Source organism: Arthrobacter sp. 05T47 (genome assembly GCF_056395825.1).
Genome location: NZ_JBFTKG010000016.1, coordinates 1 through 18191 on the forward strand (window position 1 = coordinate 1; position 18191 = coordinate 18191).

The following is an 18191-nucleotide window of genomic DNA, read 5'->3' on the forward strand; positions in this document are numbered from 1 at the left end:
CTCGTCAACAGCATCATCTGCCAGAGGGGTCAGGGGGAAGGCACTCAAGCCGGTGAACATGGGTATAACTCCTTAGGTCTGAGTAACAGGGAAGCAAAGTCTGAGGCACTCCCTGGGGGACTTAGCTGCGGGCCCTGTCAGCAGGGAATTCCCGCGTAGAGACAGTCTGGCGGACCCCCTATTTGGAGGACTGTCGCTTACTTTGGCCCTTGGCCGATGAGGTCGGGGGCGATGCGGGCGCCGGCGTGTTCGCGGGAGCGCGGTCGCCGTCGGCCACCKCGTTGCGCGGCGGCCCCTGCAAGGACGACGAGCGTGATGCCACCGAATTGGGTGAGTGAGGGCTGCTGGTGCAGCACGAGCAGCCCGAGGAGCACCCCGATGGCGGGTTCGAGGGCCATCAGGGTACCGAACGCCGTGGGCGTCATCCGGCGCAGGGCAAGCATCTCGAGCGCCATTGGCAGCACCGGCATCAGGACGGCCAGTCCGAAAGCGACRGAGAGGACACCGAGGTTGAGATGTCCGGCGGACTGCGGGATGCCGACGACMGCTGCCGTGGCAGCTGCGACGGGAACGGTGAGTGAAAGTGCGCCGATGCCTGTGAAGCGGTCGCCGATCCGTTGGGTGAGCACAATGTAGACGGCCCACCCGACGGCYGCGAGSCCTGCCAACCCGATACCGGCGAGGTTGATGTCACCAGCCCAGGGTTCGGTCAGAAGGACGACKCCGAGCAGCGCCAGGGCTGGCCAGATAAGCGCCCGTGCGCTGTGGCTGCGCACCGCGGCGACRGTCAGCGGACCGAGGAACTCGATCGCGACGGCGGTGCCGAGCGGGATSCGTTCGATGGAGGCGAGGAARGCGATGGTCATCAGTCCGGTGGCGACRCCCAGCCCCAGAAGCACGGGGAYGTCRGGGCGGSGCAGYGYGCGCAATGGGGGCCGGGCRAYGGCCAGGAAGACGAGCGCCCCCACACTGAGTCTGAGCCAGGCGGTTCCGGCCGGCCCCACCGYCGCGATCAGATCCACTGACAGGGCCGARCTCAGCTGRACCGAKAGCATGGCSGCCACGGCCAGCCCCCACGGYGGMACGGGAACATTSTTKGGGRCGCGCTGGCTCACGGCTGGCCCYTTCGGGSCTKCCGGTCAMCGATCGCKCGTGTCCGGGAGKGGAMGRGCATGTCAGTCTCCTTCATTGAGCATCTTCATTGGTCATCGTGCCGGCGGSKATCAGGCGGCGGGCRACSCYGACGTCGGGACCSAGYMGGGTCAGCCGGGCGATSAGGTCCTCGGCTGCGGCGTGGAGCGCCTCATCGGTCATGGGTTCGAGCGCGTCGAGGATGAACAGCGCGGAGGTGGTCTCCYCGCCGAGCTGGGTGCGGCGTGCCTGGCGCCAGTTCCAGCGCCGGCAGGTCACSCCGGCRTCRTCGCRCCACACCACCTCGCCGGATTCCGGGTGCTCGATCACCGYGGCGCCGTCGGCGGCGGTATCAAAGGCYTCCTTGCCGGTGGCTCGAACCAGCCGCGGCGCACCGCTGTAGCGGGTCAGATCCTCCCCACCCAGCGGGACCTGGTGSAGCACCGAAACSGCRTTATAGAGRTCGGTGAGACGGTTCACCCGGGGCAACCCGGACACCGCCCGGCGCAGGAGCGCCTCCAGGSWGTTGCGCGTGCGGTTCGGTTTGGCGCCGAAGCCCTGATAAGCCTCGCGCCACGCAGCCACGTGCGGGAGCTGCTCAACCGGCCGGCCGTTGAGCAGCTCCCGGGCTGCGGAYTCCGCCGCCTGGAGCATCTCCTCWCCGGCCTGGTCACTCGGGCCAGGRACGAGTCCGTCAACGGCCAGCAGCAAMGCCCGGTAGTCGGGCCGCAGCGCKAACACGGCGGCGTCAACATGGCCGCCGTCGAGAAATTCCTGAAGCATGCCCGACTCARGCATCGGACGCCTCCGGCCGGTGWCCYGTCCCCACGCCCGGCTCGAAGACGGCCAGGGAGAACCTCGCCGGCTCCGTGSCCGGATTGGCGTAAGAGTGTGCCACGTCGCCCGGGAAYGTCACCGCATCGSCCTYATCGAGGGTGAGCAATTGACCTGCGACCTCCACCRTGACCGTGCCCTGCTGGACCTGCAARAGCTCCTTGGTGCCCGAYGTGTGGGCCTCGCTYACRTGACGGTCGCCGGGACCCAGCGTCCAGTCCCACAGTTCAACCACGTCCGGCGGTTCGGTGCCGGCCACCAACACCCCGCGGCCSCCGKACTCACCRCTCCACAAMGCAGCGCCCTCACCACTGCGCGTGACCTTCACCGGCTTCGGGCGAGGTGGCTCGACCAACGCCGGCAGCCCCACACCCAGCGCGTCGCTGATCCTCAGCAGAGTTCCCACGCTGGGATTCGCGGCACCCTGCTCCACGTTGACGACCATCCTGCGGCTTACCCCTGCAGACTCCGCAAGCTGATCAAGCGTCCAGCCCCGCGACTGCCTCTCCYGCTTAACYCGGGCGCCGATTGCCAGCGCCAAGCTCGTTGTACTCTCATCCATAAGTGCATCATACTGCACTTTGAGTGCATTATCTAGAACACCTAAATGCGCTGTTACCGTMACGATCGTCACCGGTTGGGGCCAGTTTCAGTTGCTCGCCCGGGGCCAGAAATACTTGACACAATCAGGCCGGCAGTCGGGTAGCTGTAGATCCAGTTCCCCTCACGTCGAAGTTATGCCGTATGTATATGTGGAAACACTGAACTGGTCATCACGGAAGGGGAGTTCTAGCGCCTACTTCTACTCCCGTGTTTTTAACTCCGATAATGAAGATTCCGTAAGGGTGCACTCGTAACCGACGAATCTTCGCCTTGCGCTGCCACTGATTGTGCGATGCCTCAGTGGTTCAGCAGGTCACATCGTCATTGGGGAGGGCCGACGCCCTCCCTGTGGAACCGCGTTTGGGGAGCCCGCCGTCTTCCGGCGTTGGGCCGCGCCGGGGCGCCATGAGATGCTCGTTATCGCTGGTATGCGGAAGGCTGCCGGGCTGTGGCGTCCTGTTTTTTCTGGATTGCTTGTGCCATTGGCGCGGGGTCGTCTTCATAGTCGGTGGCCCCGGCCAGATCGCGGCCGGCGATGTAGCCGAATGTCAGTGCGGGTCCCAGGTTGATGCCGCCGGCAGGGTAGTGGCCGCCCATGACCGATGCGTGATCGTTGCCGGCTACATACAGCCCCGGGATGGCTTCGCCGTCGTTGTTCAGGACGCGGGCGCGGCCGTCCGCGTCGAGGCCGGCGAAGGTACCGAAGCTTCCTGGCACTACCTTGACCGCATAGTAGGGGCCTTTTTCAAGGGGTGCCAGGGATGGGTTGGGACCCACGTTCGGATCGCCGCCGTAGCGGTTGAATTCGGTGTCCCCTCTCCCGTAGTCCGGGTCCACGCCTTGGCGGGCGTGTTCGTTGAAGCGCTCCACGGTGTGCCGCAGGGCGACTGGGTCGATCCCGGATTTGGTGGCGAGTTCTTCAATCGTGCGGCCCTTCTTCAGGTAGCCCGAGCGCAGGTAGGGAAACAGCGGCACGGGCAGCGGTTTGGCCATGCCCAGTGGGTACTTGCGGACGAACCGGGTGTCGGCGATCTGCCAGGACTGCACCGCCTCGCCYTCGGGCGTGGCGTCGATCAGTGCGGTGATGTAGTCGTAGTAGCCGTTGGCCTCGTTGACGAACCGTTTGCCGTTGGCCCTTACTCCGATGGAGCCGGGCTTGGCGCGGTCCATGATGTGTGGGAATGTGCCCGTCCGGCCGTTGCGGTAGGGCACGAGCGAGACCGGGCACCATGCAGCGGCTGACTTCACATTGGTTTTGAACCGGGCGCCGACGGACTGGCCCAGCGAGATGCCGTCGCCGTTGGCTTCAGCCGGCGCCAGCGTCCAATGCTCGCGGCCGGTAGGGGTTTTGGGGAACAGTTCTTTGCGTCGTTGAATATCGTGGGGGAATCCGCCGGTTGCCAGCACCACGCCGCGGGCTGCTTTGATGGCCAGTGTGCCTTCGGGGGAATCGACGAGGGCGCCGGATACCCGCCCGGTGCCGTCGGTCAGCAGGCGGGTAACGGGTGTGGAGACGCGGATGTGGACGCCGAGGTCGTCGGCGGACTTCATCAGCCGGCCGGTCAGGGCGGTTCCGTTGACCAGTTGCATGTTCCTGCGGTGGACCAGAAGATCCCAGACGTGCGGGGTGAAGCGGCGTGCGGCGTGGAACAGGCCGATGATGCGGCCCTGTGACGCTGAAAGGAATTTGGTGAGGTCGGGGCCGGCCATGATGCCCATGCCCAGAAACGAGGTCTCATAGAGCTGGTGGCGCATCTTGGCGCGTACTTCGGGTTTGATGCTGCGGGCGTTGATGGGCTTGGGCCCGACCGAGCGGTGGCCGGTTCCGGCTCCCGGTGTTTGGCCGTAGATGTCCTTGATATTCTCGCCTGGGGTGAACTGCAGGCTGGTTTTGTTCTCGAAGAAGCCCACCATGTGCGGCACGGCCTCAAGAAATGCTTCGACCTTCTCGGTCTGGTAGTCCGGGCCGAGGCGGTGGCGCAGGTAGGTGCGGATGGCTTCCCGGTCCTCGCTGACGCCGGCAGCTTTCGCCAACGGATTTGCCGGGGTCCAGGCCCAGCCGCCGGACCAGGACGTGGCGCCCCCGCAGACCGGGGCCTTCTCCACGACGATGACTTTCAGGCCGTGGTAGGCGGCCGTGACCGCTGCGGAAAGCCCGCCCGCGCCGGAGCCTATGACGAGGACGTCGCAGTCCAGGGTCTTGGCGGGGGCTGTGGTCAGGTCATCGGATTCTGTGGTGTTCACTCGGCTCTGGCCTTAATTGTTGGCTGTATCTGTGGTCTGTGTTTTGTGTGCAGGSGGTGAATGCGTAGCAACTGGCGTCCCGGTTGCCGGTTGCCGCACACTCGTCTTCGCGTCGCCGCTGGTTTGGGCGCGTCCTGCTTCTTGGGTGGGTTTAGCGGTGTTCCTTGTTGGCCCACTTATAGGACCAAAGGCTGGACACCAGGGCTATCAGGCACAGCCCGGCAAGCAGTGCCGCGGCAGGGGCCCAGCTGCCGCTGCTGGCCATGAGGGCGGTGGCGATCAGCGGGATGAAGCCGCCCACGGCCCCGGCCAGTGCATAGGCAAATCCTGCGCCGCTGTAGCGGATCCGGACGTCGAACATGTCGGTGAACCAGGTCTGCTGAACGCAGGTGGAGATGTTGTGCCCGAGATTGATCAGGACGACGAAGCCCAGGATCATCGGGATCAGTTCACCGCTTTCCAGCGCTGCGAAGAACGGCGCGGCTGAAAGGGCCGCGGCGAGCGGGCCGATGATGTAGAACCACTTCCGGCCGTACCTGTCCGCGAGGCGTCCCCAGAGTGCCAGGAAGGGGATGGCCAGGACCATGGCGACCATCGAAGCGGTCAGGACCGTGGAGGTAGGGGTGTGGGTGAAGTTCTTGACGTAGGCCAGGGAGAAGGTGAAGCCCATGTAGAAGGTGCTCTGGTCCACCATCCGCATGCCGATCACAGCGAGGATCTGCTTGGGGCTGGTCCGCAGCGCTTCGGCCAACGGTGCGCGCACGGCCTTGTGTTCTTCCTTGGCGGCGGTGAACTCCGCCGACTCGGGTACGCCGGCACGGATCCAGAGGCCGATTAGGGCGAAGAGGATGCTGATCAGGAACGGGAGCCGCCAGCCCCAGGCGAGGAACTGTTCCGGGGTGGTCAGGGCGGTGACCAGGGAGAACGCTGCGGTGCCGAGCAGCAGTCCGACGAAGGAGCCGATCTGCACGCCGGTGGCGAGGAAGTTGCGTTTGCCTGCCGGCGCGTTTTCTACTGCCATCAGGGCCGCGCCGCCCCATTCGCCGCCGACGGCGATGCCTTGGATGGCCCGCAGGGTCACGAGCAGGATGGGTGCGGCGACGCCGATCGCGGCGTAGGTGGGGAGCAACCCGATGGCGGTGCTGGCCAGTCCCATCATGATGACGGTGATGAAGAGCATGGTGCGGCGGCCGTACTTGTCGCCGAAGTGGCCGAAGATGGCCCCGCCGATGGGGCGGAACAGGAAGCCGACGGCGAACGAACCCATGGAGGCCAGCAGCCCGGCGACCTGGTTGTCCGAGGGGAAAAACAACGGCCCGAACACGACGGCGGCAGCGGTGCCGTAGAGGAAGAAGTCATACCAGTCGACGACGGCGCCAACGGTGCTGGCCAGCGCTGCCCGCCGTCCTGCCCTGGCACTGAAGACGACGGGCGGGTGGTTCAGGGCGCCCATGGTGGTACCCCCGGTGCTCGAAGTGTGGGAACTAGGCATTGCGGTTCACCGCAACCTTTCTGTTTGCTCGGCTGCACCTTTGCGGGCGAGCGGATTGAGTGCTTTAATGACTACGTAGTCATTTAGTGATTTAGATCATACGCACACCGCTTGATKGCAGTCAACACTTAGCGAGCAGGATGGAAGTTATGAATAGAACGATTGGTCTGGCGCACTTGTCGGCGCTGCATTTGAGTCCGCCGGACCTGGTGGAGGCAGCGGCAGATGCGGGCTTCACCTCGGTCGGGGTCCGGGTTCACCCGGCCACCCGGGGAGAAGCTCAGTACCCGATGGCTGCCGGTTCGTTCATGTCCGCGCAGACCATCGAACGCCTGGCCGGTACGGGCCTCTCAGTCCGCGACATTGAAGTATTTGCCCTGGACGGACACCGCGGCCGCGAGGAATGGGAACCGGTCCTGGAGGCAGGAGCGGCCCTCGGCGCGAGCGTTCTCAACGTCATCGGCGGTGATCCGGACCGCGCCCGGCTGACGGACAGCCTTGCGGCTCTGGTTGACGATGCCGCCCAGTACGGAATCCGTCCGTCCATCGAGCCGATCTCCTATCAGCCGCTGGATTCCGTACCCGCTGCCGGCCTGCTGGTCGACCGGACGGGGTGCGGCATCATGCTGGACGCGCTCCATTTCGTGCGGGCGGGCAGCCAAATTGAAGACCTGAAAGCCCTGCCTTCCGGCGCGGTCACAGTCATCCAGCTCTGTGACGGCCCGGCCGAAACCCCGGCACTGCCGGTCCCGCACTGCATGCCGCTGGGACAGGACGTGAACGGATCCGCGCGGCAGATCGAGTCGCGTGCGAAGCGGCTGGCCCCCGGGGAGGGAGTGTTCCCTCTCCGCGGGATCCTGGCGGCACTGCCTGACGCGCCCATCAGCGTCGAAGTCCCTGACGTCTGGGCCGTCGAGACCGGCGGCACAGCCGCACACCTCAAACACATCCACACCGCAACCGGGATTCTGATCGGCTCACCCCTGAAAACTGAAATGGAGAGAACATCATGAGCGAACTCACCGACGTGACAACACCGGGGGCAGCCGCAGGCAGCACCCCGCGGCCCCGAACCGCCAGCGCCGAGATCTATTGGCCCGGCCGTTTCCGGGATCAGGTCATCCTGGTCACCGGCGCCGCCGGCGGGCTCGGATCCGACACCGCGGACCGGCTCAAACGCGAAGGCGCCACCGTCGTCTGCACCGACGTCGCCGACGGCGGGCTCGGCGACGGAAGCAGCCCCGCCAACTGCATGGCACTGAACGTCACCAGAAGGACCGATTGGGACCGCACCGTCCAGACAGTACTGCAGGGGTACGGCCGGATCGACGGGGCGCTGTTCGCCCACGGAATCCAGGGCCCCGAGGTCGCGGTGACCGAAATGCCCGCCGACGGATGGGCTAGGACCCTGAGCGTGAACCTGGACGGCTGCCTTCACGGCCTGGCGAGCCTCCTCCCCGCCCTCACACAGCAGGGATACGGCCGGGTGGCCATCCTGTCCTCAATTTCCGCCCGTGAAGGGAACCCGCACCAGGCCGCCTACTCAGCGTCCAAGGCCGGACTCGTGGCCCTGGTCAAAACGGCAGCAAAGGAAGTCGCGCCTTTCGGGGTTACGGTCAACTCCATCGCACCGTCCATGATGAAGACCCGGCTCCTTGAAGACCTCAGCCCGGAACGGAACGCCCAGCTGCTCGCCAAAGTCCCCATGGGCAGGGTCGGACTGCCCGAGGAATTCTCCGCCCTGGCCACGTGGCTGCTCTCGACCGAAGCGAGCTACGTGACCGGTCAGACGCTCGACCTGAGCGGCGGCCGCAATACCGCCTGAGGAGGCGGCGCGGTCGTCCCCCGTATTTCCAGCCTGACCGGAAATACGGGCTTCCGCGTCTGGCTGGGAGGCCCGCCCTCGATTCTCCCGGCCAGGCGGTCGACGGCCTCGTACGACATCTCCGCAATGGGCTGGTGCACCGTGGTCAGGTTCACAAAAGCCCAGCGGGATGGCCCGGAGTCATCAAATCCCACAATCGACAGCTCCTCCGGAACCCGAAGGCCCAACTGGGTTGCAGCGTCCAACGCAGCAAACGCAAAAGCATCCGTCACGCAAAACAGTGCCGTAGGCCTGTCCTGGCGATCAAGCATCTCCAGGGCCGCCCGCACCCCGTCCTCGTGCGTCAGGCGGAGGTGCTGAATCCAGTCCTCGCGTACCGGGATGCTGCGGCGCTCCATCGCAGCGCGGACACCATCCTCGCGGTCACGGCCATTGGACCGGTCACGCAAAGTGGACAGCACGCCGATTCTCGTGTGCCCCAGACCCTGCAGATGGGAAATCACCAGCTCACCCGCGCCCCTGTCATCCGCCAGGACCGCCTCGACATCGACGCTGACATCATCACGGCTCAACAGCACCACCGGCGTCCCGCGGTCAAGGACCCGCCGGACCGCGGCAGAACCCTCCCTCGCCGACACGAAGATCATCCCGTCAACCGTCGCACGGTCGAGCACATCAACAGCCTCAGGATCCGGCGAAATATCCGGGTCCCGAATCAGCACCATCCGGTAACCACGCTCCAGCAACCGATTCTGCAACGACTCCACAATGACCGGGTAGATCGGGCTGGTCAGATCCGCGACCACAATGCCCACCGCGTGCGTCCGCCGGGTCACCATCATGCGGGCCGCTGCATCCGGTACATAGCCTAGTTCCCGCGCCCCGGACAAAACCCGCTCCTTGGTAGAAGGCGCGACAGCCGGATCCCCCCGCAAAGCACGTGAAACCGTCGACTGCGACAATCCAAGATGCCGGGCCACATCAACACTGGTAACCATGGCCTAATCGTATTTCACCCACAGCGCGCCAATGGCGGAAGTCCAGGCGCGACCAAGATGACTTGAAAAGGAAAGCCTGATCCAGTCAACCATTACTGGATCAGGCCCTCCTCAATGGGCCCACGACACCATCAGGAGGACTCGGCCCTCTAGATTGCCCCTGACGACACTCTCAGGAGTATCGGGCCCTCTGCGACCAGCGCAGCATCATGCTGATCCCGGATGAAGTCATGGCAGGGTTCGGCCGCGCCGGCGACTGGTTCGCCCTCGACGCCTACAAAGTCCGGCCGGACCTGATCACCTTCGCCAAGGGCGTCAACGCAGGCTACGTTCCCGTCGGCGGTGTCATCATCTCCGAAGAAATATCCGCAACGTTCGACGAGCGCGTGTTCCCCGGCGGACTGACCTACTCCGGCCATCCCCTCGCGGCCGCGTCCATCGTGGCCTCCATCGACGCCTTCTAAGAGGACAACATCGTGAAAAACGCCGACGCGACCCGCTATCTGAAGGAATGGCTGGTTGCTCACCGTCGGCTGGCGGCGGTCACCAAGGGCGGGCCGTTAAGCAGCCAACCGCGCAACAAGGCCAGAAGATCATTGAGTATTCGAGAAAACTGGAATGCTCGGTGATTCTTTGGCTCCTATGGGCTGATGGAACCCGCAATGAATCCCTTCACCCCCGGCTCCGGCGTCAAACCACCTGCCCTCCGTGTCTGAACGATTAGCGAGGAACGAGCGAGGTCCATGCCTCCAGAATTGTTCGGGGTGAGGTCTTCGACGATCCCCTTGGCCCGAGTCAACAGAGTCTCTGAAGGCGATATGCCGGAGTGTCTTACATCGATGTAGCCAGCGGAATCATCAGCGTTCACAGTAGGTGTTGGTCCACGGCCAGGTGGCGACGCATAGGCCGGTCTCGCTCGGATCTACATCATCGCGCTGGCTCCGCCGTCTACCACCAGGTGGGATCCCGTGACCCATTTCGCCTCATCGGAGGCGAGGTAGAGGCCTGCATACGCGACGGCGAGTGGGTCCCCTGGCTTGCCGTCAATCGTGCGCTCTATGATCGGGGCGACCGGTGCGTTCTCGCCGAATTCCTCGAACATCGCGAGTACCGGCGGCGTCGCCATGACACCAGGACTTACGCAATTGACGCGAACGCCGACGGCGACACCCTCGGCCGCGAGCTGCCGAGTGAGAGCGATGACGGCCCCTTTCGCGGCAGCATGGGCGGCCTGCGGCAGGGCCCGGGCACCCAGGATCCCGGCTCCAGAACCGATGTTCACGATCGCACCGCCGACGGCGGCAAGGTGCGGCCAGGCGCTTTGGCTGGCATGCCACACCAGGTCCAGCTCGTTCTGGATGGTGAACCGGTAATCCTCGTCGCTCATCTGTGCGAACGGCGCGAATTTCGGCATGCTGGCGTTGTTGTAGAGGACGTCGATGCGGCCATGGCGTTCGATTGCGCCGCCGACCCAGCGATCGATGTWTTCCCGGTTGCCCAGGTCCATCGGTGCGCTTGATTCGATCGCGCCTCCGTCGGCTTCCACCAGGCGGACCGTCTCTGCGGCTCCGTCGGCATGGAGGTCGCAACCGACGACCGTGGCGCCCTCGCGGGCGAATAGCCGGGCGGTAACCCGGCCCATTCCGCCCCCGATGCCTGTCAGCAGAACGACTTTTCCTTCCAGACGACCACCAGCCATGGTTCCTTCTCCATTCATCTCGTCCGATGTAGTGAGCCCATGCAACCACAGCGCGCAGGGGACCGGAGGCCGGAGCGGGGTGATGGTGCAGTTCGTGCACACTTCTGTGCACGGACTGCACCATGGGTCCGCAATCTCCCCACCCCGGCATCAGGTGGCGCAGGATGAGCAGCACGTGTTACGCACGACACACCGCATCAAAGGAGATGATGAATGATGAGTATCACCCCCGATACGTCGACGCGCCCGCTTCCACCCGGCGTCACCGAGTTCGACCTCGAAAAGGCACTCGCGGCGTTCGCCGCCGCGATTGGCGAAGACAAGGTCGCAAGCGACGCCGAGTCGCTGGAAGATTTCCAGGATCCCTTCCAGGTTCCCGGCTCCGCCACGAATCTCCCGTCCGCAGTCGTCAGCCCAACGAGTACCGAGGACGTCCAGGCAGTCGTTCGGATCGCCAACGAGTATCGAATCCCTTTGTGGCCCATCAGCCGCGGCAAGAACAACGGCTACGGGGGAGCCGCGCCCCAGGTGCGCGGCTCGGTGATGCTCTCGTTCCGGAACATGAACCGCGTACTGGAGATCAACGAGGAGCTCGGCTACGCGATAGTGGAGCCTGGCGTGAGCTGGTACGACCTGCACGAAGCGATCAAGGCCGGCGGACACAACCTCGTCGCCTCCATTGTGGACATCGGCTGGGGAGGCGTCGTCTCGAACACGCTCGAGCACGGGCTCACCTACATGCCGTACTCGATCGACCAAGCCTCACATTGCGGCTTCGAGGTGGTGCTCCCGAACGGCGACCTCATGCGCACCGGCTCGGGTGCAATGGATAACAACCCGACCTGGCCGCTGTACAAGCGCGGCCTCGGTCCGACGTCGACCGAGATGTTCATGCAGTCGAACTACGGCATTGTCACGAAGATGGGCTACTGGCTGATGCCGAAGCCAGAGGTATACATGCCGCTGTGGCTGCGCGTCTGGGATGAGGCGCAGATGCCCGCCGTGGTCGATGCGCTGCGCGAGCTCATGCTGGCCGGCACCATCGACATGCGCCCGCAGCTGTCGAACACCCTGTGCATGGCCTCGATGCTCACCACACGCGCCGAGTGGTACACCGGTGAGGGCCCGATGCCGGAGGAGATCATCGACAAGATCGCCAAGGAGATGGGACTGGGCCGCTGGATGATGCGCTTCGCCCTCTACGGCGACGAACMGGTGGTCGACCACAACTTCGAGAAGCTCAAGGCGCGCTTCCTGCAGATTCCGAGCGTGGATATCATGGGCCAGAAGCACGGGGCAGACGCCTGGGAGACGCTGCCCAACCCGCACGAGCGGGTGCAGATTGGGGTGCCGAGCCAGGATCTCTACAAGATGGCCGGATGGTCAGGCGGCGAGGAGGGCGGCCACGTCGACTTCTCGCCGGTCATCCCGCTCACGGCCCAGCACGCGATCGCCGCGCAGAAGCTGATGGCCGAGATGTGCGCCGAGGTGGGCCTTGATTTCCTCGGTGGCATGCTCCCGATCAACGCCAGGTCGACCACGTTCATCAACGTGATCCCCTTCGACACGAAGAACCCTGAGCAGGTCGCCAAGGCGTATGCCCTGGCCAAGCGGATGGTCGCCGAGGCCGGCAAGCGCGGCTACGGCGAATATCGGGCGCACCTGTCCTTTATGGATCTCGCGGCCGACCAGTTCGGTTTCAACGACCACGCGCTGCGGCGTTTCAACGAGACGATCAAGGACACCCTTGACCCGAACGGGATCATCGCCCCGGGCAAGTCGGGGATCTGGGGCACCCGCCTGCGGGAGGCCGGTTTCCCCCAGGCCTAATGGCGCATCTTCGGGGGAGCCCCCGCCCTAACAAACGGGCGGGGTCTTCCCCACCGGCTCCGGCAGGTGCCTGGCGTCCCGTGGGGCACAGCCGTGGACCTCGCGGAAGGCTCTGCTGAAGCTTGCCGGATGGCGGTATCCCCACCTCGTCGCGACTGTCGCGATCGTCGTTTCCGGGGAGCGCCTCAACTCGCCAACGGCACCCTCGAACCGGCGTTCGCGGATCCAGGCCGACACTCCGGTGCCGGAGGCTGCAAAGATCTTGTGGACGTAGCGCGTGGACACGTAGTGGGCCTGCGCAATCCGCTCTGGTCCGAGTTCCGGGTCGTGCAGGTGGTTCATCACATACCGCTGCATCCGGGCGAGCAGTGCCTCCGGGCGGGAGCGCGGGTCGGAAATCTCCTGCGCACCGTACATGCTGCGAAGCAAGGGGAGTAGCATCTGTGCAGCGCCTTCCCCATCACGGCTCGAGAGTCCGCCGCCGCTCGTTGTGGTTCGTGCGAGCTGTGCGAGGAACGGGGTTGCCGGCCCAGTGAGCCGTCCCTGGCCCGAGTCCACCCGCGTCGCGGAACGCCGGGCGATGCCCTCGGCCTGCGACCCTATGAACCATTTGGGAATGCTGAATACGAGCACYTCGAAACCATCGCGGCCCTCAAARGTGGAAGGCCGCGACGTATCCTGGCACGCAATGTCACCGGGGCGAAGAGCGCAGTTGCGATCGTCCTGTTCGATATGGATAGTGCCTCTGGTCATTAGATACAGCAAGATGCACTCCGGATCGGCGGCGGCGATCATCCGCTGCGTGCGTGCCACCCGGTGCGCAAGCCCTTGGATGGACTGGACCCTGACCGGCCCGACCTGGCCACTGGCCAAGCGGGCCTCGAAGGAGGGCGCCCCGACCGATTCAACGTGCATGGGGAAGAAGCGTTCGGCGATTCCCGCCGACCAGTAGTCGCGCCGCTCGGCCGGAGGAACCGACCGGGTGTCCAATACGGAAGTCATCGGTCCACCTCGGATGAGGTTCCGTGACAGATCTGCGGTGCAGGCAAGCACATGCCGAGTAGGGAGGGGCGGCCGTCGCCGGCAAAAGATGCAGTCATGGCATCTCCTTAGAAGATTCGATCCGTTTCGTACTGATTGTAAGGTGGGTCACAATGCAATGCAATGCGGCCGCTTCATCTTGCAGGCGGGCGCAGGTCACCCTCTAGCGTGCAGCCAATCGCACCTGTGGCACGCTGCCGGAGCGTWTAATTCGGACGAATTTGATCGTGTACGTTTCGTATTGAATAACATTGCACGTATGGTTGACCCATGGCAGTCAGAAGTGAAGAAAGTCGTCGCTCGATTTTGGAAGCAACCATGAAGTTGCTCGAAGATTCAGGGCCCAACGGATTTACGGTGCAAAAGCTCTCGATCGAGCGCATTGCCCGCGAGGCCGGCGTCAGCAAGACCACCATCTACAGGTGGTGGTCGAGCAAAGTTGCCGTGGTTATCGATACTTTCTTGGACAACCACGTCGCGCGGACTCCGGTGCGCCAGGACGTTCCCGCGATCGACGCACTTCGGGAGCATATGGCCTCCCTTGCAGAGGTCTACGCGGGCAATGAGGGGCGGCTCGTGGCGCAACTCATCGGGGAGTGCCAGCAGGACGAGGTGGCGATGGCTGAATTCAAAAAACATTTCTGGACGCCGCGCGCGCTGGTCGTTACGTCGCTGGTCGAGCGAGCCATAAGCGAGGGGTCGATGCGCAAAGATCTCGATGCCCCGGTCGTCACGGAGCTGCTATATGCCCCCATCTACTTCCGACTGTTGTTCCAATCGGGCCCCCTTGACGCCAAGGCCACCGACTCCATCATGCAGGCGGCCCTTGAAGGGCTCGCCGCACGATAGCGGCCTCAAGGCTTCCATAGCTCCGTCCGGGCCCATGGGCCCTGATGATCTCTGTGGCCGAAGAGCCGACCGGTCAACCTTTCAGGTCGCAAGGACTCCTCGCGCCTCCATCTAGCAAATTCGCAACCGGTAGGGCGGACTTCGGTCCATCCGGTCCACGTCTCGGCAAGTTCCAGGAGAGATGTGGACCTTGTGCTATACGATACGGATCGTATATATTCGGTGGATGCTGGATACACCAGCTTGGTCCGCGCCCGTTGCGAACGTGGATAATGCGTCCCGGTCTATGTCGCACTTCCCGGCTCTTAGGGCCCGGCGGGCGTGCATGCGGGCCACAAAGAAGGGAACATCATCTTGAACACCGCCATTGCTCCAAATGACGCGGTTGTCGTCGCCTACCGCAGGACACCGATTGGCCGGGCCCGCAAGGGCTCGCTGGCCGGGGAGCGACCCGAAGACCTCGTGCTCGCAGCCATCCGGGGAGCGCTCGCGGCGATTCCGCAGATGGACTCCGCCGAGTTTGCCGATGCCTACGTGGGTTGCGCGGTCCCGCAGGGCGCGCAGGGCGACAATATCGGACGCCGGGTCATGGTGCTTGCGGGAATGGATAGCGTCCCGGCGGTCACCGTGAACCGCTTCTGCGCCTCCTCGTTGCAGGCCACCGCGATGGCGGCCCAGGCCGTGCGGGCCGGCGACGGGGAAGCGTTTCTGGTGGCGGGCGTCGAATCGACCAGCTCGACTCCTCCCGTGGTGGAAAATCCGCACCCCGACTTCGCGGACGCGGCACGGCGGGCCGACGACGTCTTTGAATCCGGTCAGCCGTGGGTCGACCCCCGCGAGCACGGGCAGCTGCCCGACGTGTACCTCTCCATGGGCAAAACCGCCGAGTTCGTGTCACGCCAAACCGGAACCACGCGTCGCGACCAGGACGAATGGGCTCTGGAGTCCCAGCTCCGCGCTGAACGGGCGATCGGCTCCGGGTACTTCGCGCGCGAGATCGCGCCGGTGACCACGGCTGCCGGCACCGTGGTGACTGCCGACGACGGCCCGCGGCCGGGAACAACCTGGGAGGCACTCTCCGGCCTCAAGCCCGTGTTCCACGAATCCGGAACAGTCACGGCAGGAAACGCCAGCCCGCTCAACGACGGCGCATCTGCCTTGGTTGTCATGAGCGCCAGGCGTGCCGGTGAACTCGGAATGAAGCCGCTGGCCCGCGTCTTGGGCAGTGCCGCCAGCGGCCTTTCACCGGAGATCATGGGACTGGGCCCGGTGGACGCATCCAACCGCCTTCTTGATCGCCTGGGCCTCTCGATTGGTGACATTGACATCGTGGAGTTGAACGAGGCCTTCGCTGCCCAGGTGGTTCCCGTGGTCCGGAAGMTGGGCGCGGATCCGGAGCGGGTCAACCCGTTTGGCGGTGCGATCGCCCTGGGCCACCCGTTCGGGGCGACCGGCGCGCGGCTGGTCGGAACCCTCATCAATGGACTGCAAACCAGGGATGGATCGCTCGGCCTGGCCACGCTCTGCGTGGGCGGTGGCCAAGGCATGGCGATGGTAGTGGAGAGGCTCTCATGAACCAGTCAACGCTCATTGCCGACCCGGCACGCTCGATGCTGGCCGCGGACCGGAGCCTGGAAGGCCTCGGCATCCAGGTGCTGCGTGCCAGCGAGGGCCGCGCCACGGCAATCCTGACGGTCACGCCAGAGATGGCCAACGGGCACGGAATTGCCCACGGTGGATTGGTCTTCGCGCTGGCAGACACGGCGTTCGCCATGGCCGCGAACACGTTCGGCACCGGAATCGCGACCGCCGAGGCTTCCATCTCCTACATTTCCCCGGCCCGCATCGCCGAGGAGTTGGTTGCGTCCGCCGAAGTGACCTTTCACGAGGGCCGCCGGATGATTGTGGATGTCATGGTGAGGGCGGGGGACCGGACCGTGGCCATCTACCGCGGAACCGGCAGGGCCCTGCGCGCGGCGGACTGAGGTTTCTGAAAAGCTGCCGTTACATAGGTCAAAATGCATGTGTGCCCGGGCTCCAAGTCGGAGCCCGGGCACACGCACGTCTTTGTACCAAGGCTGCCGCATCGGCCCCATGGCGGGCGGGGGCCGACGCGCGGCGAAGGCGTCAGCTCTTAGAGGCCTTCGCGCCGGCGGTCGCCAGCTTGTCGGCGATGCCCATGAGGACCGGAGAACCGGTCGCGGCGATCAGCAGGCTCTCCACCGGACGCTTGAGCACAATCGATACGGGTTCCTTTGCCCCCGCGAGAACCGCTTCGCGTCCCATTGCCGGGTTCTTGTGGCACCGCACCGGCACGTTGAAGATCAGGCGGCGCAGGCAAGAGTTGTCGTGATCACACCACACAATCTCATCCTGTCGTCCCTGCAGGACCTTGTTGGGGAATTCCGGATCGGCCAGCATCTGCCGGGCCAGCATGATTCCGTCCGCGAACCCGGCGGTGATGGCGTCTGCACACTGTTGAGGGTCATAGGTGCTACTGAGAAGCAATGGAACCTCGGGCATGGCGGCGCGGAACGCCTGTGGCTCTCCGTGCTCCAGGATTGCGCCCGATTCGGAAGTGACGTTGTTGTCCATCGACTCGTAGTTCGCATCGCTCAGGGCGATATATCCCACCCCTTCCTTCTCAATGATCGCGGCGACCTCCGCGAAGCCTTCGGGCCCCTGGCCATCGGGAAGGTGGTCGTTGGTGCTCATCCTCAAGCCCACCGGATATTCGGTTCCGACCTCGGCGCGAATCGCCCGAATTGTGTCGACAAGGATGCGGGCGCGGTTCTCGGCGCTGCCGCCGTATTCATCCGTCCTCCAGTTGGTGCGCGGTGAGAGGAAGGAGGAATAGAGGTAGCGCATGTGTGCGCCCAGTTCGATGCCGTCGAAGCCGGCCGCCTTGGCACGCCGCACCGCGGCGACGGTTTGCTCCTGGACCTCAAGGATTTCCGCCTTGGTGATCTCCTCCGGTGTCGGGTTCGTTCTGCCGCCGGGAATGTAGAAACCGTGCGGCAGGCGGGGTGCGGCCATGCGGACGGGCTTTGGGCTCGCAGCCCGCGTGGGCCGTCCCTCGCCGGGCACGCCCATGGCGCCGAAACTGGGGAAGATCTGGGCGAAGATGGGTACATTTTGCTCGTGCACGGCGTCGACCATGCGCTTCAGGCCCGGAATGAATTCGTCGCCGTCGAAGCGCATCAGGGGCTGGAATGGTGCCTCCTGGTTCCCGCGCTCTGTGGCCACGCCGCCACCGATGATCAGTAGCCCTGCGCCGCCGCGCGCCCGAGTGGTGAGGAACGCAATCGTCTGGTCGCTGGGATGGCCGTCCTTCGTCGGCTGCAGCACCGCCATGGGGCTGAGCACATAGCGGTTCTTGATGGTCAGGCCGTCGATTTTCCAGGGGCTGGAAAGCACCTCGGCGACGGTGGAGGTCTCGGCGGACATTTGTTCTCCTTGGATTGTCAATGGAATCTGAATGAAGCCATTCATCCTTTATCACGTTCGAGTCGTGTCGTATCGTATCGCGCTTGTGCCGTATTTCATATGGATGGCCAGAAGGGCTTGGTTCGCGATACCTGTATGTGCGGACACGTGTCTCGATGAAGCTTTCTAACGGGACATTCACGAGCCCTCGTGGAACAT

The 18191-nt window shown here is 64.6% G+C and carries 16 protein-coding genes and 1 pseudogene; 8 read left to right on the forward strand and 9 right to left on the reverse strand.

Annotated elements, in window-relative coordinates; all coding sequences use genetic code 11:
* Positions 1-197: 197 nt before the first annotated feature.
* The 5 genes from AC1DEY_RS12510 to AC1DEY_RS12530 form a co-directional block, all read right to left on the reverse strand.
* On the reverse strand, positions 198-866 hold the full coding sequence (locus AC1DEY_RS12510; protein WP_476868205.1) for an EamA family transporter: 669 nt from the start codon (positions 864-866) through the stop codon (positions 198-200).
* Positions 867-1185: 319 nt separating this feature from the next.
* Positions 1186-1914 (reverse strand): B3/B4 domain-containing protein, encoded by a 729-nt coding sequence (locus AC1DEY_RS12515; RefSeq protein WP_476868206.1) that lies wholly within the window; start codon positions 1912-1914, stop codon positions 1186-1188.
* A 7-nt stretch (positions 1915-1921) separates the two neighbouring features.
* Positions 1922-2527 (reverse strand): helix-turn-helix domain-containing protein, encoded by a 606-nt coding sequence (locus AC1DEY_RS12520; RefSeq protein ID WP_476868207.1) that lies wholly within the window; start codon positions 2525-2527, stop codon positions 1922-1924.
* Between the two features lie 458 nt (positions 2528-2985).
* Positions 2986-4812, reverse strand: a complete 1827-nt coding sequence (locus tag AC1DEY_RS12525; RefSeq protein WP_476868208.1) for an FAD-dependent oxidoreductase — start codon at positions 4810-4812, stop codon at positions 2986-2988.
* 151 nt (positions 4813-4963) lie between these two features.
* Entirely contained in the window at positions 4964-6304 is a 1341-nt protein-coding gene (locus AC1DEY_RS12530) for an MFS transporter (protein WP_476868209.1), read from the reverse strand.
* Positions 6305-6453: 149 nt separating this feature from the next.
* Between AC1DEY_RS12530 and AC1DEY_RS12535 the strand changes: the two genes are divergently transcribed.
* Together AC1DEY_RS12535 and AC1DEY_RS12540 are read left to right on the forward strand one after the other, a co-directional pair.
* The gene (locus AC1DEY_RS12535) at positions 6454-7317 is read left to right on the forward strand and encodes a sugar phosphate isomerase/epimerase family protein (protein ID WP_476868210.1); all 864 of its coding nucleotides are present in this window, start codon (positions 6454-6456) and stop codon (positions 7315-7317) included.
* Positions 7314-8129, forward strand: a complete 816-nt coding sequence (locus AC1DEY_RS12540; protein WP_476868211.1) for an SDR family NAD(P)-dependent oxidoreductase — start codon at positions 7314-7316, stop codon at positions 8127-8129. Before AC1DEY_RS12535 ends, AC1DEY_RS12540 begins: the two co-directional genes overlap by 4 nt.
* Here AC1DEY_RS12540 and AC1DEY_RS12545 read toward each other — a convergent pair.
* Positions 8090-9127: a LacI family DNA-binding transcriptional regulator gene (locus AC1DEY_RS12545; RefSeq protein WP_476868212.1), complete on the reverse strand. Its 1038-nt coding sequence runs from the start codon at positions 9125-9127 to the stop codon at positions 8090-8092. The two genes, AC1DEY_RS12540 and AC1DEY_RS12545, sit on opposite strands and share 40 nt — an antisense overlap.
* Before the next feature lie 182 nt (positions 9128-9309).
* On the opposite strand from AC1DEY_RS12545, the pseudogene AC1DEY_RS12550 reads away from it, so the two are divergent.
* Together AC1DEY_RS12550 and AC1DEY_RS12555 are read left to right on the forward strand one after the other, a co-directional pair.
* Positions 9310-9588 (forward strand): annotated as a pseudogene (locus tag AC1DEY_RS12550) (aminotransferase class III-fold pyridoxal phosphate-dependent enzyme); the annotation flags it as partial.
* A 15-nt stretch (positions 9589-9603) separates the two neighbouring features.
* Complete coding sequence (locus tag AC1DEY_RS12555) at positions 9604-9756, forward strand: hypothetical protein (RefSeq protein WP_476868213.1); 153 nt, start codon at positions 9604-9606, stop codon at positions 9754-9756.
* Positions 9757-10049: 293 nt separating this feature from the next.
* Here the strand turns inward: AC1DEY_RS12555 and AC1DEY_RS12560 are convergent, their stop codons facing one another.
* Entirely contained in the window at positions 10050-10826 is a 777-nt protein-coding gene (locus AC1DEY_RS12560; protein WP_476868214.1) for an SDR family NAD(P)-dependent oxidoreductase, read from the reverse strand.
* Between the two features lie 213 nt (positions 10827-11039).
* Between AC1DEY_RS12560 and AC1DEY_RS12565 the strand changes: the two genes are divergently transcribed.
* On the forward strand, positions 11040-12656 hold the full coding sequence (locus AC1DEY_RS12565; RefSeq protein ID WP_476868215.1) for an FAD-binding oxidoreductase: 1617 nt from the start codon (positions 11040-11042) through the stop codon (positions 12654-12656).
* Between the two features lie 27 nt (positions 12657-12683).
* Here AC1DEY_RS12565 and AC1DEY_RS12570 read toward each other — a convergent pair whose 3' ends face one another.
* Positions 12684-13658 carry a helix-turn-helix domain-containing protein gene (locus AC1DEY_RS12570; protein WP_476868216.1) on the reverse strand — a complete coding sequence of 325 codons (975 nt, stop codon included), beginning with the start codon at positions 13656-13658 and terminating at the stop codon, positions 12684-12686.
* A 309-nt stretch (positions 13659-13967) separates the two neighbouring features.
* Here AC1DEY_RS12570 and AC1DEY_RS12575 point away from each other — a divergent pair, with 309 nt between their 5' ends.
* The 3 genes from AC1DEY_RS12575 to AC1DEY_RS12585 all read left to right on the forward strand — a co-directional run bounded on the left by AC1DEY_RS12575 (position 13968) and on the right by AC1DEY_RS12585 (position 16531).
* Entirely contained in the window at positions 13968-14546 is a 579-nt protein-coding gene (locus AC1DEY_RS12575; RefSeq protein ID WP_082492751.1) for a TetR/AcrR family transcriptional regulator, read from the forward strand.
* Positions 14547-14900: 354 nt separating this feature from the next.
* Positions 14901-16121, forward strand: coding sequence for an acetyl-CoA C-acyltransferase (locus AC1DEY_RS12580; protein ID WP_476868217.1), 1221 nt, complete (start codon positions 14901-14903; stop codon positions 16119-16121).
* On the forward strand, positions 16118-16531 hold the full coding sequence (locus tag AC1DEY_RS12585) for a hotdog fold thioesterase (protein WP_476868218.1): 414 nt from the start codon (positions 16118-16120) through the stop codon (positions 16529-16531). The genes AC1DEY_RS12580 and AC1DEY_RS12585 overlap by 4 nt, the downstream gene beginning before the upstream one ends.
* 142 nt (positions 16532-16673) lie before the next feature.
* On the opposite strand, the gene AC1DEY_RS12590 is transcribed toward AC1DEY_RS12585, so the two are convergent.
* Positions 16674-17993 carry an NADH:flavin oxidoreductase gene (locus AC1DEY_RS12590; RefSeq protein WP_476868219.1) on the reverse strand — a complete coding sequence of 440 codons (1320 nt, stop codon included), beginning with the start codon at positions 17991-17993 and terminating at the stop codon, positions 16674-16676.
* Between the last annotated feature and the right edge of the window lie 198 nt (positions 17994-18191).